The 14,990-nt window shown below is 43.6% G+C and carries 14 protein-coding genes; 12 read left to right on the top strand and 2 right to left on the bottom strand.

Annotated elements, in window-relative coordinates:
- Positions 1 to 429: 429 nt before the first annotated feature.
- The 12 genes from V7K56_RS23605 (at position 430) to V7K56_RS23550 (ending at position 11,263) form a co-directional block, all read left to right on the top strand.
- Positions 430 to 927: an HNH endonuclease gene (locus V7K56_RS23605; RefSeq protein WP_334914152.1), complete on the top strand. Its 498-nt coding sequence runs from the start codon at positions 430 to 432 to the stop codon at positions 925 to 927.
- Positions 928 to 1,593: 666 nt separating this feature from the next.
- The gene (locus V7K56_RS23600) at positions 1,594 to 2,877 is read left to right on the top strand and encodes a DHH family phosphoesterase (protein ID WP_334914150.1); all 1,284 of its coding nucleotides are present in this window, start codon (positions 1,594 to 1,596) and stop codon (positions 2,875 to 2,877) included.
- Between the two features lie 335 nt (positions 2,878 to 3,212).
- Positions 3,213 to 3,623 (top strand): RusA family crossover junction endodeoxyribonuclease, encoded by a 411-nt coding sequence (locus tag V7K56_RS23595; protein ID WP_334914148.1) that lies wholly within the window; start codon positions 3,213 to 3,215, stop codon positions 3,621 to 3,623.
- Positions 3,620 to 4,534, top strand: a complete 915-nt coding sequence (locus tag V7K56_RS23590) for a hypothetical protein (RefSeq protein WP_334914146.1) — start codon at positions 3,620 to 3,622, stop codon at positions 4,532 to 4,534. The genes V7K56_RS23595 and V7K56_RS23590 overlap by 4 nt, the downstream gene beginning before the upstream one ends.
- Positions 4,527 to 4,916, top strand: coding sequence for a type II toxin-antitoxin system VapC family toxin (locus V7K56_RS23585; RefSeq protein WP_334914144.1), 390 nt, complete (start codon positions 4,527 to 4,529; stop codon positions 4,914 to 4,916). Before V7K56_RS23590 ends, V7K56_RS23585 begins: the two co-directional genes overlap by 8 nt.
- A gap of 151 nt (positions 4,917 to 5,067) precedes the next feature.
- Positions 5,068 to 5,604 carry a phosphohistidine phosphatase SixA gene (sixA, locus tag V7K56_RS23580; protein ID WP_334914220.1) on the top strand — a complete coding sequence of 179 codons (537 nt, stop codon included), beginning with the start codon at positions 5,068 to 5,070 and terminating at the stop codon, positions 5,602 to 5,604.
- A 108-nt stretch (positions 5,605 to 5,712) separates the two neighbouring features.
- Positions 5,713 to 6,849, top strand: a complete 1,137-nt coding sequence (locus tag V7K56_RS23575; RefSeq protein WP_334914142.1) for a citrate synthase — start codon at positions 5,713 to 5,715, stop codon at positions 6,847 to 6,849.
- 344 nt (positions 6,850 to 7,193) lie between these two features.
- Complete coding sequence (gene nuoH / locus V7K56_RS23570) at positions 7,194 to 8,312, top strand: NADH-quinone oxidoreductase subunit NuoH (RefSeq protein ID WP_334914140.1); 1,119 nt, start codon at positions 7,194 to 7,196, stop codon at positions 8,310 to 8,312.
- A 292-nt stretch (positions 8,313 to 8,604) separates the two neighbouring features.
- Entirely contained in the window at positions 8,605 to 9,189 is a 585-nt protein-coding gene (gene ndhI, locus V7K56_RS23565) for an NAD(P)H-quinone oxidoreductase subunit I (RefSeq protein ID WP_334914138.1), read from the top strand.
- A 167-nt stretch (positions 9,190 to 9,356) separates the two neighbouring features.
- Positions 9,357 to 9,971, top strand: coding sequence for an NADH-quinone oxidoreductase subunit J (locus V7K56_RS23560; protein ID WP_334914136.1), 615 nt, complete (start codon positions 9,357 to 9,359; stop codon positions 9,969 to 9,971).
- Positions 9,972 to 10,030: 59 nt separating this feature from the next.
- Positions 10,031 to 10,336 (top strand): NADH-quinone oxidoreductase subunit NuoK, encoded by a 306-nt coding sequence (nuoK, locus tag V7K56_RS23555; protein WP_006199065.1) that lies wholly within the window; start codon positions 10,031 to 10,033, stop codon positions 10,334 to 10,336.
- 6 nt (positions 10,337 to 10,342) lie between these two features.
- The gene (locus V7K56_RS23550) at positions 10,343 to 11,263 is read left to right on the top strand and encodes an NAD(+) kinase (RefSeq protein WP_334914134.1); all 921 of its coding nucleotides are present in this window, start codon (positions 10,343 to 10,345) and stop codon (positions 11,261 to 11,263) included.
- Positions 11,264 to 11,469: 206 nt separating this feature from the next.
- On the opposite strand, the gene V7K56_RS23545 is transcribed toward V7K56_RS23550, so the two are convergent.
- Entirely contained in the window at positions 11,470 to 12,714 is a 1,245-nt protein-coding gene (locus V7K56_RS23545; protein WP_334914132.1) for a pentapeptide repeat-containing protein, read from the bottom strand.
- Positions 12,715 to 13,000: 286 nt separating this feature from the next.
- Complete coding sequence (locus V7K56_RS23540; RefSeq protein WP_334914130.1) at positions 13,001 to 14,770, bottom strand: pentapeptide repeat-containing protein; 1,770 nt, start codon at positions 14,768 to 14,770, stop codon at positions 13,001 to 13,003.
- Positions 14,771 to 14,990 lie beyond the last annotated feature (220 nt).

Genomic DNA, 14,990 nt, shown 5'->3' with positions numbered 1-14,990 from the left:
ATAGGAAGTTTAACCTTCAGATTGGAACTGATACAAGATGTTGCGGCGCTAAAGTAGAATAGGACTTACGCAACGCCGATATTGTAATTGCGACCGAAACGGAGTGTAGGGAAGCAATAAGAGCGTCAGGGGGATTACTTCTCTACGAGACGCTCCGCGAACGCTATCACTCGTAATGACGAAATTACGTTATTTTTGCGTAAGTCCTGTAGAAGTTATGAGTGAGAAGTTAGGAGTTAGTCCGTTCTTCTTTACGAGACACTGCGCGATTGTGTCAGTCTACGTAAGCTATTTATTTTAGTTATAAATTTTATCTCATAACTTATAACTTAATTTCCAAATTCTCTCCCAAGTATAATTTCTTCTCATCTCCTTAGCAGGGTGTATTTGTGTTAATATATTGTAAAACTCATACCCTGAGCGCAAATAATGGGGAAGGTTTTAGTCTTAAATGCCTCTTACGAACCTCTCAATATAACGAGTTGGCGTCGTGCTGTAGTTCTTTTAATCAAGGGTAAAGCAGAACGCGTGGAACACAACGGTAAATTTCTGTACACGGATTTCCCGTTGCCGACCGTGATCCGGTTGCGTCATTATGTACGCGTTCCTTATAAAGAAATCCCTCTAACTCGCCGAAATATATTGCACCGTGATGGTCATGCCTGTCAATACTGTGGTTATATAGGGGATGAGTTGACACTAGACCATGTAATACCGCGATCGCGCGGTGGGGGCGATACTTGGGAGAATATTGTTACCGCTTGTGTCCGTTGCAATGTCAAAAAAGGCAGTCGGACTCCTCACGAAGCTCACATGCCTTTACGTCATCCCCCACGCCAACCTTATAGTAGTCTTTATTTCGAGGTCAGCAAACATCTTAAGAGTGGACTACATACAGAATGGCAAAAGTATGTTATAGGTCTTTGAGCAAAAAATTAGAGGAGCAAAGGTAAAAGAAGAAATACCCTCTTTCTTTAAGACACAGCCAATAACTTTTAGTAGTTATGGAGTGTTAAAAAATTGGTAGCTATATGGCTTGCAACGAAGGCAATTGTATCAACTATCAAGCTTTCAAATTTGTTGTATGTATATGGAGTTTCCCCTTTGCTGTTTATTCTCCCTGTCTTTTGCCTTTTCCATTGGACTTTACTCTAAATTCTCAGAATTCTCAAAGGGGATACGAAACACACGTTGTTCATCAAAAATAAGTGTTAATTGCTCAATAGTCACAATAATGAGAATATTAAGCATAAAAATATTTCAAATATCAAGGACTAATCCTAAAGTATAAAATAGAGAGTAGACCCTAAGTTAGATAAAAATCACCCCGATTCAATTTACGAAAGAGAACAAAACTCCTAAAGCATATTTATCCTGCCAGATACAGCCCGATATTCTAAACTTCTTTACTGTATGCCCTTTAGTAGAAGTTAGTTGATTGTTAAGCGCTGTTACTGACAAGAAGTATACTTAGATGTATAGTGCAATGTCTTAAGATTTTTGCGAAGATCATAATAATGTGGCTAAATTCAGTGAATTGCTGCTCGTAGTATTTCTGAATTAAAGGAGCCTCACACTTTAAAAAAGTTCCCTATGTACTTTAATTCTCCCGTTACTCAGTTTGAGAGTTTGTCATCGACCACAGAGCCAAACCCAGAGGAACCTGAAATAGAAAAAGCGCCAGTGGAAGTTTCATTTAAAACTCCCTCATTACCGCCATCGGTAGGTGAAGGAGCTATATATCTGAGTCAGCGTGGTAATTCTCTGGCACAACAAAAGTCAGAAGAACTGCAAAGAACCCTTCTGGCACACCGTCATGATCGCCAACTGGTCATTCTGCAAGATTTTCCTGACCCTGATGCCCTTTCCTGCGCCTGGGCTTATCAGTTAATTGCCCAGCAATATGATATCAAGTGTGAAATCATTTATGCTGGCGCATTGAGCCATCAAGAAAATATTGCCTTGGTAAGGCTGACTAATTTACCTATCCAACGCTGGACAACACAAACCTTAAAAACAAAAGATTTGTCATCTTATCAAGGTTTTGTCTTAATTGATAATCAGGGAACCACTTCACAACTACTGTCAACGGTACAGCAGGCTGGAATACCCCTAGTGGTACTCGTCGATCATCACAGCATCCAAGGCGATCTGCAATCAGAGTTTGAGGATATCCGTCCTTATGTAAGAGCGACAGCAACAATTTTTACTCAATACCTGCAAACGGGATTATTAGCATTAGATAGCAGCATAAATCAACACGTTAAATGCGCTACTGCCTTAATGCATGGCTTGCGATCAGATACAGATCGGCTCATGCAAGCGCAAGAAGAAGATTTTATGGCAGCAGCGTATTTAAGCCGATTTTATGACGCCCAACTGCTGAATGCGATTTTACAGGCGAACCGTTCCAAGCGGGTAATGGATGTGATCGAGCGATCGCTAAAAAATCGCATCGTCCAAAATAACTTTTCCATCGCTGGTGTTGGTTACTTACGCTATGAAGACCGTGACGCCATCCCCCAAGCGGCTGATTTTCTTGTCACTGAAGAAAACGTTCACACCGCCGTAGTTTACGGCATTGTTCACGATGAAGACGAAGAACTAGAAATAGTCATTGGCTCCCTGAGAACTAGCAAACTTACCCTTGACCCTGATGAATTCATCAAAGAAGCTTTTGGGCAAGATAGCACAGGGCGCTTTTTCGGCGGTGGAAGAACAAGCGCAGGTGGCTTTGAAATTCCGATGGGCTTCTTATCTGGCAGCAACGAAAATTCCGCTTATGCGAAAATGAAATGGGAAGTATTCGACACTCAAATTAAGCAAAAACTGTTGAGATTGGTTAATCCCAGAGACAACCCGATTCAGTCGGAGTAGAGATATCAAGGAGACGCAAAGAACTCCTAACTCATGCAGCAGTCAAAGTGTTTGTTCAGATAGTATCCCTAAGTCATTCGCGATCAAAATTCCCGACGTTTCTTCTCAAAAGTCGGGAATTTTGATCTTTTCACAGAGGTTGAACTGATTGAGAATTTAGTTCGTACCTAATATTAAATACTGGAGTTTAGACTTGCTGTTTAGACTTTTATCCTAACGTTGACGAATAACCATGTAGAATTTTTGTATAAGTGTAGATATGCTCAATATGAGAAGGAGTCATCTATGAAAATTGCTGTAAGCTTGAAAACTTTTTATCAAGATATGTACTTGGAATGCGAATAATACCTTTTGAATTTCTCATTCCCAGACGACCTGTTTCGTTACAGACAAAGAAAAGAGAAAATCTTCAGGCATGGAAGAGTTTTGTGCGCGTTGAAGCCCAAAAGGTTTGGAAAGATAACAGTCCCATTAAAGACGGCGATCTACAACTGACGCTAGTTTATCTTTGTGATGAGTTTCCGGCTGACATCGATAACATTATCAAGCCAATTCAGGATGCACTTGTCAACTTAGTTTTTGAAGATGATAGTTTAGTATCAGATGTAGATAGTCATCGTCGATTTATATCTGACCCGATTGAGATTATAAATCTACCTTCCTTATTACAGCGCGCTATCATTACAGGTAAAGAGTGTGTTTATGTAAAAGTGAGTGAATCTCAACCACTGGAAAAATACTTATGATTAACAATACTAAAACTCTATATGATGAAAAAGTAAAATCTCTGGCCGAGAAGTACGAAAGCAAAGGATTTCGTGTTTTCATTGAACCTAAAATAGATGAATTACCATTCGATTTTGGTAACTACCAGCCAGATATAATTGCTATTAAAGACGGCTCAGGTTTGGTAATTAATGTAAAAACCAGCCTCAGCCGAATGTCAGTTGATCGTTTACAGGCTTTAGCAGAGGAAGTGAGTAAACATCCAGGCTGGCGTTTTTTATTGCTAACACTTGAAGACATACAAGCCAAATCCTTGCCTGGAACATCCGAAGAACTTCCTTCATGGCAAGATTTAGCTGATCGTTTTCACGAAGCTCATAGGCTGATTGAGAATGATGAAATTGAACAAGCCTTTAAAGCAGCCTTTCTTTTGCTATGGAGTACTTTTGAAGGAGCGTTAAGAAAGCGAGCAGTTGATGTATCGATTCCTATTGAATATTTCCCAGTTATAGGCTTACTGAAGCACATGTACTCTTTGGGAGAATTATCAATTTTTCAATTTGACTTTGCTCAGTTTTGTTTTGAAGCTTGGAATAGTTTTGCTCACGGATACATTGGAACTCCATATTGTGGAAATGTGCTAGAGTTTGATAATTTGGTTGGTGAATTGTTGGACGAATGGACACCTGAGGATCAAAAGGAGTCATTAATAATTAGTGCCTCGCGCGAGTTTTTGAATTCTGTAGTGAATGATGCTTTGGTAAAATCGCAAAAAACATATCCACTAGTTGAACCTGCCTTCCAGTCACCAGATTTTGACTCGATAAATGATAACTTTATTGGCATGTGGAGCGAGCGCCAAGATTTAACTGATAGTACTATTTGGGTACGTGGTGTTCGAGAAAATCAGTGGTCAAAGTCACATGACTAACTCAACTATCATTGATACTGATATTCTAATTGATACAGGTCGCGGTGTTCTCAAAGCAGTAAAGTGTTTGCAAAATCTGAAAGCTAGTTCTGGCATAGCAATTAGCATAATCACACAAATGGAACTAATGGTTGGTTGTGCTAACAAAGCAGAGCTACAAATACTAGAAAATTTCCTCAAACAGTTTTACATTATTAAGATTGACCAGGCTGTATCTGACACAGCAGTTGATTTGTTGCGGTCTTATCGGTTTAGTCATGGTTTAGTCATTCCTGATAGTCTTATTGCAGCTACAGCAATAGTGGGAAATTACCCGTTTATCACAAAAAACCAACGCGATTACAGATTTATTCAAGGTTTAAACCTATTGCCATATCCATAATACTTAGAATGTCTAACACCTTACTGTAAAGGACAGATGGCAGATCGACGAATACGTAATAATGATTAAGATTAGGATAGATGAAGTCACACCAGACTTAACTCCTAATTCAGTACAGGCTATACCCCGCTACGCTAATAATATTAAAAATATGGAACTATATTTAATTCGTCATGGCATTGCCGAAGACAAGGAATTAGGCATCAAAGATGAGGAGCGCAGCCTTACCAAAGAAGGAAGGCAAAAAACCGAAAAAGTTGCTCAGAAACTTGTTAAATTAGGTTTAAACTTTGATTTAATTCTCACCAGTCCCTTAGTGCGTGCCCGCCAAACGGCTGAAATCCTGATAGCAGAAAAACTAAGCTCCCAGTTAGAGGAATCTAGCCACCTCGCCCACGATGGTCAAATTTCTAGTTGGCTAAAAGACTGGTTAGAACCGAGAAATTATTCCCAAAATATCCAACTGGCGCTCGTTGGACACGAACCTGATTTGACCAGATGGGCAGAAATTCTCCTGTGGGGTACCGAACTTCTGATCGGCGGAAGCCGCCGCTCAGAGTTCTCGGAAGTCAAAGCAAGCTTCGTCTTGAAAAAAGCAGGTATGATTGGGATAAAACTACCAGAAACAGGTTCTGCTCTGGGTCGTAGTCAGATGTTTTGGTTGACACCACCCAAGTACCTGCTATAACAGTTTTTCAACATTTTCGATTGTTGTTAGAACGACTACTGTTATGGCGACAATAAATTTCTGGTAAGTTAGCTCCAGCAAATATTTCAACAAGCAAATGGTGTTGCCATGATGGTGTGTGAATACAAGCCTGGTTTAGAAGGCATTCCCGCCGCTCAATCAAGTATTAGCTATGTTGATGGGCAAAAGGGAATACTAGAATATCGTGGCATTAGGATTGAAGAACTAGCAGAAAAAAGTACATTCCTAGAAACTGCTTATCTCTTAATCTGGGGCGAACTTCCAAGCAAAGAAGAACTGGAAACATTTGAACATGAAGTTCGTTACCATCGGCGGATAAAATACCGCATTCGGGACATGATGAAATGCTTTCCAGAAAGCGGTCATCCAATGGATGCCTTGCAAGCCTCCGCTGCTGCTTTAGGCTTGTTTTATTCGCTCCGCGATTTACATAATCCTGTCTATATTCGAGATTCAGTAGTGCGCCTGATAGCAACCATTCCCACAATGGTGGCGGCGTTCCAACTGATGCGAAAAGGCAACGATCCGGTACGTCCCCGTGATGACTTAGACTACTCCGCTAACTTTTTATACATGCTCAATGAGCAAGAACCCGATCCCCTGATGGCGCGGATTTTTGATATCTGCTTGATACTTCAGGTCGAGCATACAATGAATGCTTCCACTTTCAGTGCCAGGGTGACAGCTTCCACCTTGACCGATCCTTACGCTGTGGTTGCTAGTGCTGTGGGAACCTTGGGCGGGCCTCTGCATGGTGGAGCCAATGAAGAAGTAATTCAGATGTTAGAAAAAATTGGCTCTGTGGAAAATGTCCGTCCCTACATAGAGGACTGTCTGCAAAGTAAATCTAAGATTATGGGCTTTGGACATCGTGTGTATAAAGTGAAAGACCCACGAGCCACAATTTTGCAAGGACTTGCAGAGCTATTGTTTGAGAAGTTTGGGCATGACAAGTTCTATGACATTGCTCAAGAAATGGAACGAGTGGTAGAGGAAAAACTTGGTAGCAAGGGGATTTATCCCAATATTGACTTTTATTCCGGTTTGGTGTACAGAAAGATGGGAATTCCCACAGATTTGTTTACGCCAATATTTGCGATCGCCCGCGTTGCCGGTTGGCTAGCCCACTGGAAAGAACAACTAGCAGAAAACCGGATTTTCCGTCCTACACAGGTTTACAACGGTCATCACGAAGTTACTTATACTCCCATTGACCGACGGTAAATGGGCATTGGGCATTAAAAAGTCAAAAGTCAAAAGTCAAAAGTCAAAAGATTCTTTTTTTACTTTTGCCTTTTAGCTTTTGACTTCCTCTCTTGTCCCCGCGTCCCCATCTCCCCTCATTCCCCGTCTCCTCAATAGCCAATTTCAATGCCAACCATAAGTAGAAGTTCTCATCTCGCTTCAGGGTGCTCAAACCATCCAACGATATACTAGGCATGGGAATTGGCAACAAATCTTCAATCGGGCGTCATCACAGTAAAAATTAAAAATGAGTGAATTTACAGGTATTAATTTAACTAATAGTTGTAACTCACCATGACTCGATGTCTTAAAGAGCACCAAACATGAACTCAGGAATTGACCTCCAAGGAACTTTTATTGAATCCCTCCGGGATTTAGGTATACCAGCAGGAACAGCCAAAGCGATTTGGATGCCGCTGCCAATGATACTGATGCTGATTGGGGCGACAGTAGGAGTATTGGTTGCTACTTGGCTAGAACGGAAAATTTCTGCCTCCGCACAGCAGCGAATTGGGCCAGAGTACCAAGGGCCTTTTGGGTTGCTGGTACCTGTAGCAGATGGTCTGAAGCTAGTATTTAAAGAAGATATTGTACCAGCCAAGTCTGACCCTTGGCTGTTTACCCTTGGCCCGATTATTGTTGTAATTCCGGTGTTTCTGTCGTTCCTGATTGTGCCCTTTGGACAGAATATCGTAATTGGCAATGTGGGCATGGGCGTATTCTTGTGGATTGCCTTGTCAAGCATTCAACCCATTGGCTTGCTGATGGCTGGCTATGCATCTAATAACAAATATTCCCTCTTAGGAGGCTTGCGGGCAGCAGCGCAATCTATTAGTTATGAAATTCCTTTGGCGCTGGCGGTGTTAGCGATCGCTATGATGTCTAACAGCCTCGACACCGTTGATATTGTCAATCAACAGTCTGGCTACGGTATTCTGGGCTGGAACATTTGGCGACAACCAATCGGTTTTGTGATCTTTTGGATAGCCGCCCTCGCTGAATGCGAACGATTACCCTTTGACTTACCGGAAGCGGAAGAAGAAATCGTCGCCGGCTATCAGACTGAATACTCAGGTATGAAATTCGGTCTGTTCTACCTGGGTTCCTACGTTAACTTAATCCTTTCTTCCTTACTAGTAGCGATTCTCTACCTGGGCGGTTGGGACTTTCCTCTTCCCCTCAACCTCATCGCTGGTTGGCTGGGAGTCAGTGAAGTAAATCCCGTGTTCCAGATAGTAACTGCGGCTTTAGGTATTACCATGACCGTGTTCAAAGCCTATTTATTAGTGTTTGTCGCCATCCTGTTGCGCTGGACAGTGCCACGGGTACGGATTGACCAACTGTTAGATTTAGGATGGAAGTTTTTGTTGCCAGTTGGTTTAGTTAATCTGCTATTAACCGCCGCCTTGAAACTAGCCTTTCCCTTCGCTTTTGGTGGTTAGTTATTAGTCATTAGCATACACAAATGATTAATGACGAAAGACAAAGCGCAAAGTCGAGCCAGTCGCACAGTCAGGGTTTCCCGACTTGGGCGAACTGGCGTTGAGCGGAGGTTTCCGACGCTTGCGGACTCGCTAACGCTGCGCTATCCGTTGCCGCAGCCCGCCGCAGGCATCAGACGGCAGTTCCTTTAAGCGGAGGAACCCCGCTAACAGACTGCCTCAACTTTGTAAGAAAGGACAAAGGACAAGGGACAAATAAGGCTGATAGCTTGAAAAGAGAGAGTGAAACACAATGCTAAAGTTCCTAAAACAAGTTGGTGATTACGCCAAAGAAACGGTACAAGCCGCGCGTTACATTGGTCAGGGACTTTCTGTCACCTTCGACCACATGCGGCGGCGTCCAATTACTGTACAGTACCCTTACGAGAAACTAATTCCTGGCGAACGGTTTCGCGGTAAGATTCACTTTGAATTTGATAAGTGCATCGCTTGCGAAGTTTGCGTTCGCGTTTGTCCAATTAACCTACCTGTAGTAGATTGGGAATTCGACAAAGCCAGCAAAAAGAAAAAACTCAACCACTACAGCATTGACTTTGGAGTTTGTATCTTTTGCGGTAATTGTGTGGAATTTTGCCCAACTAACTGTCTATCTATGACAGAAGAGTATGAGCTTTCCACTTACGATCGCCATGAATTGAACTACGACAGCGTAGCGCTAGGTCGTCTGCCCTATAAGGTAACAGATGATTCAATGGTTACACCACTGCGCGAACTAGTTTACCTACCCAACGGCGTCCTCGAACCACATGGATTGCCCGCAGATGCCCCGCGTGCAGGTGCGCGTCCAGAAAACCTGGTAGAACAAACAGAAAAATAAATGTCATTTGTCCTTTGTTATTTGACCAATGACCAATGACTAATGACCCTTCGGGTGACGCTCCTGCGTCGCTAGCGCTGCGCTAACGCCAGTTGCTCATGGGGGAAACCCCCAAGACCGCACTGGCTCACCAATGACTAATGACCAATGATTAAGGACAAAAAACAGTGAATCTAGCAGAAGGAGTACAGCTTGTATCGCTTGGCATATTGGGCGTGATGATGATTGGGGCGGCCATTGGTGTGGTGCTGTTCTCCAACATCGTCTATTCTGCCTTTATGCTGGGGGGCGTGTTCATCAGCATAGCGGGAATCTACCTGTTGTTAAATGCTGATTTTGTTGCAGCTGCACAAATACTAATTTACGTTGGGGCGGTTAACGTGCTGATTTTGTTTGCCATTATGTTGGTGAACAAGCGGCAGAATTTTGTAGCATTTCCCAACTCTTGGGTGCGGAAAGCACTTACGGGTGTAGTCAGTGTAGGATTGTTTGGTCTTTTAAGTACGATGGTGCTGGCTACTCCTTGGGCCTACTCAACTGCTTCTGTGGCTGGTGGTAAAAGTTCTATAGTTTTAATTGGAGAACATTTTTTCACTGACTTTTTACTGCCTTTTGAACTAGCTTCCATTTTGCTGCTTATAGCAATGGTAGGAGCAATTATTTTGGCACGCCGCGAGTATTTGCCAGACCTATTGACACCATCCCAACTGGGGCAAACTGTTTTGACTTTGCAAGAACGCCCTAGAGAACTAGTATCAACAACCAGTGAAACAAAAGAGTAAGATTTGCGACCTGAGTCACAGATAAACAGCCAGATTTTTGAGGAGGAATACTTAGATTAATGCAACTTCAGTACTTCTTATTACTAGCAGCAGCTTTATTCTGTATCGGTATCTACGGTTTAATTACCAGCCGCAACGCTGTGCGGGTGCTGATGTCAATTGAATTACTGCTCAATGCTGTTAATCTGAATTTAATGGCATTTTCCAACTTCCTCGACTCAACATTAATTAAGGGTCAGGTTTTCACAGTATTTGTGATTACCGTGGCCGCAGCCGAGGCGGCGGTGGGTTTAGCGATCGTGCTGGCCATTTATCGCAACCGCGATACCGTCGATATGGAGCAGTTTAATCTCCTGAAGTGGTAATTGTGCGTGCAACTCAAGCAGGTAATCATTGCTTATAAAGCGCGAGATGCCCGGAGTAAACAATGGGCAGAAATTTGTGCGAAACAACTAGAAAGTCGCGAGTGCCAGGTGTTGATGGGGCCTAGCGGACCGAAAGACAACCCTTATCCAGTCTTTTTGGCTTCGGCGGGTCAACCAATCGATCTCGCTTTGGTACTCGGTGGCGATGGTACTGTTTTAACTGGTGCCAGACATTTAGCCCCAGCTGGTATCCCAATTCTGGGAGTGAATGTGGGAGGTCATCTGGGGTTTTTAACTGAGTCAGTGGAAGAGTTTCAGGATACAGAGAAAGTTTGGGATCGGCTGTTTGAGGATCGCTATGCTATCCAACGACGGATGATGTTACAAGCTGCGGTGTATGAGGGTCATGGGTCTAATTTGGAACCAGTGAGCGAACGTTACCTGGCTTTGAATGAATTTTGTGTCAAACCTGCCTCCGCTGACCGAATGATCACCTCAATTCTGGAAATGGAAATCGATGGTGAGGTAGTCGATCAATACGTCGGGGATGGGTTGATTATTTCTACTCCCACAGGTTCTACAGGTTATACCGTTTCTGCTAATGGCCCAATTATGCATGATGGTATGGAGGCGCTTACCATCACTCCCATTTGTGCAATGAGCCTTTCTAGTCGTCCCCTCGTTTTACCCCCTGGTTCTGTGGTAAGTATTTGGCCTTTGGGGGATTACGATTTAAGTACTAAGCTGTGGACAGATGGCGTGTTGGGGACTTCGATTTGGCCCGGACACCGTGTTGATGTGCGGATGGCAGAGTGTCGGGCTAAATTTATTATTTTGCGCGAAAACAATTCCTACTATCAGACGCTACGGGAGAAGTTGCTGTGGGCAGGTACAAGGGTTCACTACAGCAATAATCACCGTAATTAATTAAGTATTTTAGAGTGCATTTACCACAGATTGCGATCGCGTAACGACTGTAGGCGATCGCAACCAAAATTATCGCAGCCCTTGGATTCATCCGGGGGCTTTCTGCTCTGATGGTGACTTTCTTTGCTGATAACGTTTATTGGTGACAATATAGAGTGATGTGAAAAAAGTCAAGTAGGGAAAGCCTCCTTTGCTTCCACCTCTTCTTAACTCCGCCGCAACTGTTTCTTTAAGGCTTCTGGCACATTCACTGCTGTATCAAGTCCTTCCACATTTTCCCAGTTTGTATTTTCATCCCAGTCCATATCTCCCCAACTCTTCTGGCTGAGATTTGCGCGGCTGAGGTTTGCGCCCCAGAGGTCAGCACCACTAAGGTTTGCACCTTTGAGATTTGCGCCTTTGAGATTTGCGCGGCTGAGATTTGCACCTTTGAGATTTGCGCCACTGAGGTCTGCGCTGCTGAGATTTACGTAGCTAAGGTCTAAGAAGATAAGATTTGCGCGGCTGAGATTTGCGCCTCTGAGGTTTGCTTCGCCAAGGTCTGCGCCTCTGAAGTTTGCACTGCTGAGGTTTGCTTCGTCAAAAACTGCGAAGAAAAGATTTGCGCCGCTGAGATTTGCGCCGCTGAGGCTTGCGTAGCTGAGATTTGCACCATAGAGGCTTGTAGCACTGAGGCTTGCGTAGCTGAGGTTTGCACCATAGAGGCTTGTAGCACTGAGGCTTGCGTAGCTGAGATTTGCACCATAGAGGCTGGCGCCGCCAAAATATGCGTCACTGAGGTTTGCGTAGCTGAGGTTTGTACCACTGAGGTTTGCGAGGCCAAAGTATGCGCCACTGAGATTTGCGTAGCTGAGGTTTGTACCACTGAGGTTTGCACCTTTGAGGTCTGCGCCGCTAAGGTTAGCGTCGCTAAGGAATTGCCCAACTACACTATTAAAAGTTCCAAGCTGAAAGCAATCACTGTAATTGATGACACGAGTTAATTGGTATTCTTCAAAATTGTCTGCACCAGTTTGACCAGACGGATAGAAAACAATTTCTTGTTTGAGATCATCTCGCCCTTTAGCATAACGGTGCAACACCAAAAGCAAAATCATCACATTCAACCTAGTATAAATATCCACTTCACGCTGACCTAGCCCTTGAATCCCATACTGTTGCAACTGTTGTAGTTTTTTCTGAGGCAAAGTCTGTTTCGCAGAATCAATAAACTTCCCCTTACACCAGTTATAGTAAAAATTTTCTAAGCGTTTAAACAATTGCTCCCAAGGGAAATCTTGTTTTTTAGTCAGCAACCCCATCAAATATTCCACAATTTCTGGTGTGAGTCTGCCAAAACCCAGCAAATCATAAATTTGCCAATTCATTTCGCCTTCGAGAATAACTAGTTGTCTTCCGTCTTCTGTTTCTTCGTATTGTGTCCACGCTTTTAGGTGTTCAGCGGCTTCCAAAACTGCCTTGCCAGTCTCAACTGTGGTGTTCAGACTCTCTTCTATTGAGAAGGATTGCTGAAACTTCTGCTAGGTTTGCGATAAACGCTTGTTCATTCACCGGGACTCGTATAATTACTGATTATTTAGAGTTTAGTGTAAAATTTGGGGTTGAAGGGTGTGGGAAGAATGACGTAGACGCGCAGCGGCTTGCCGTAGGCTACCACAGAGGTGCAGAGGACACGGAGGAAGAGAAAAGACGATCGCATCAAGCTTGGGTTTTACCTTTCTCCTCATCTGCCTCATCTTAATTCAGTCCTAGTTCTTCCTTCAACGCCTCCGGTACATTAACTGCTGTTTCTAATCCCCGCACACCTTCCCACTGCTGTTTTTTACCCCAAATCATCTCTTCTAGATTGGCGTCGCTAAGGTCTGCACCACCCAGAATGGCGTAACTGAGGTTGCTATGACTGAGATCCGCACCGTTGAGGATAGCACCACTAAGGTTACTGCCACTGAGGTTAGCACTGTTAAGGTTGGCATAGCTGAAGTCTGTGCCAAAGAGGATGGCGTCAGTGAGGTCAGCACCACTGAGGTCGGCGTCGTTGAGAATCACGCCGCTGAGGTCAGCTTCGTTGAGAATCACCCGACTCAGGTCTACACCGCTGAGGTCGGCACCTAAGAACATTGCACCGTTAAGTCTGGCATTGTTAAGTTTGGCACCGTTAAGTTTGGCATAGCTGAGGTCTGCGGCAGCAAGAATAGCATTGCTGAGGTTGGTACTGAAAAGAATTGTGTCACTGAGGTTAGTACCGTTAAGGATGGCGTGACTCAAATCAGCACCACTGAGGTCGGCGCGGCAAAGGTCGGCATGGCTAAGGCTGACGCTACTAAGATTGGCTTCACTCAGATTTGCACCGAAAAGGATGGCGTTACTTAGGTCAGCATGGCTAAGGTTAGTGCTGCTAAGGTCGGCGCGGTTGAGATCGGCGCGGCTAAGGTCGGCACGACTAAGGTTGGTATTGCTAAGGTCGGCGCGGTTGAGGTCGGCGCGGCTAAGGTTGGCACAGCTAAGGTTAGCACCGCTGAGGTTGGTGCTACTGAGGTCGGCACAGCTAAGGTTGGCACCAGTGAGGTTGGCACCGCTGAGGTTGGCATCGCCGAGGTTGGCACCGCTAAGGTTAGCACCGCTGAAGTTTACGCCAGTTAAGTTGGCATCGCCGAGATAAGCTTGACTGAGGTCAGCACCACTAAAATCTGCCCCTGTAAGGTTGGCATCGCCGAGGTAAGCATTGCGAAAGTTACCGCCTTTAAGGAATTGTCCAACTATACTGCTAAAGTTGCCAATTTCCAGGGCATCGCAATAATTGATAATCCGCAGCAGTTGGGATGTGAAAAAATTGTCTATGTCCGGTTGGGCAGATGGATAGAAGGTAATTTTTTGTTTAAGTTCATCTTGCCCTTGGGCGTAGCGGTGTAACTCTAATAATAAAATCAGTACGTTCTGTCCTGTATATATGTCTACCTGTCTCAACCCGATCGCAATATTTTGTGCCGCTAGCTTTAACTTTGTTTTCTGAGGCAGGTTATCATCTGGTGTCTCATCGATAAATTCCCCCTGACACCAGCGACGATAAAAATCTTCTAGCCGCCAAAAAAGCAATTCTGGGCGATTTTTTTGACTAGTCACAACCAATTCCATTAGTTGGTTGACTGTTTCAGGTTTCAGGGCAGCATTGCCCAATAAATCATAAATTTCTTCATGCATCTGGCGATCGCATACTCTAAAGCAAAACTCAGGGGGTAAAGTTCTCAATGTCTGATCGTCTATCTGAGAAGTCAAACCGCTTTTTGGTATTGTCCATTTTTCTAAGCTTTTTTGCAGTCTTGGAGAGTATAAATATTCCTGCAAATTATTTTGAGCCAATTTAACGCTTTTGTCTGGTTTTTTAATATTTTTTTCTATAGGTAAAACTGCTTCAGTTTCTAGCGATATGGTCTTTGGCATCTCTTGTAACCTTGTACCCCTCACATAATTTCTCAGCAGTTGCCAGACTTGAGATAAATATGTTGACATTTTTGTTTCCGTTGTTACATTTAAATAACTGTTTTTGATAATCCTGAATTAAAAACTTTTCTATGCTGGTTTGCTTTGCATTCTCAACATTCACTAGTATAAATAAATACTATAGTCAAAAAATCATAAGTTGGCGATGTTTACGGCGGGCTACTTTTGGTGAATTTGCCAACGACATTCTAGATGGCGACTTCTTGCTCACCTGTAGTAGCCTTAAGCT

Origin of the sequence: Nostoc sp., assembly GCF_036917535.1 — a bacterium.
Classification (GTDB): domain Bacteria; phylum Cyanobacteriota; class Cyanobacteriia; order Cyanobacteriales; family Nostocaceae; genus Nostoc.
The sequence above is the reverse complement of the archived record's forward strand: the minus strand, read 5'-3'. Positions and strand labels throughout refer to the sequence as shown.

Coding starts and splice junctions, on each gene's coding strand:
- V7K56_RS23605 (WP_334914152.1), top strand. CDS start 430: ATGGGGAAGGTTTTAGTCTTAAATGCCTCTTACGAACCTCTCAATATA.
- V7K56_RS23600 (WP_334914150.1), top strand. CDS start 1,594: ATGTACTTTAATTCTCCCGTTACTCAGTTTGAGAGTTTGTCATCGACC.
- V7K56_RS23595 (WP_334914148.1), top strand. CDS start 3,213: ATGCGAATAATACCTTTTGAATTTCTCATTCCCAGACGACCTGTTTCG.
- V7K56_RS23590 (WP_334914146.1), top strand. CDS start 3,620: ATGATTAACAATACTAAAACTCTATATGATGAAAAAGTAAAATCTCTG.
- V7K56_RS23585 (WP_334914144.1), top strand. CDS start 4,527: ATGACTAACTCAACTATCATTGATACTGATATTCTAATTGATACAGGT.
- sixA (WP_334914220.1), top strand. CDS start 5,068: ATGGAACTATATTTAATTCGTCATGGCATTGCCGAAGACAAGGAATTA.
- V7K56_RS23575 (WP_334914142.1), top strand. CDS start 5,713: ATGATGGTGTGTGAATACAAGCCTGGTTTAGAAGGCATTCCCGCCGCT.
- nuoH (WP_334914140.1), top strand. CDS start 7,194: ATGAACTCAGGAATTGACCTCCAAGGAACTTTTATTGAATCCCTCCGG.
- ndhI (WP_334914138.1), top strand. CDS start 8,605: ATGCTAAAGTTCCTAAAACAAGTTGGTGATTACGCCAAAGAAACGGTA.
- nuoK (WP_006199065.1), top strand. CDS start 10,031: ATGCAACTTCAGTACTTCTTATTACTAGCAGCAGCTTTATTCTGTATC.
- V7K56_RS23540 (WP_334914130.1), bottom strand. CDS start 14,770: ATGTCAACATATTTATCTCAAGTCTGGCAACTGCTGAGAAATTATGTG.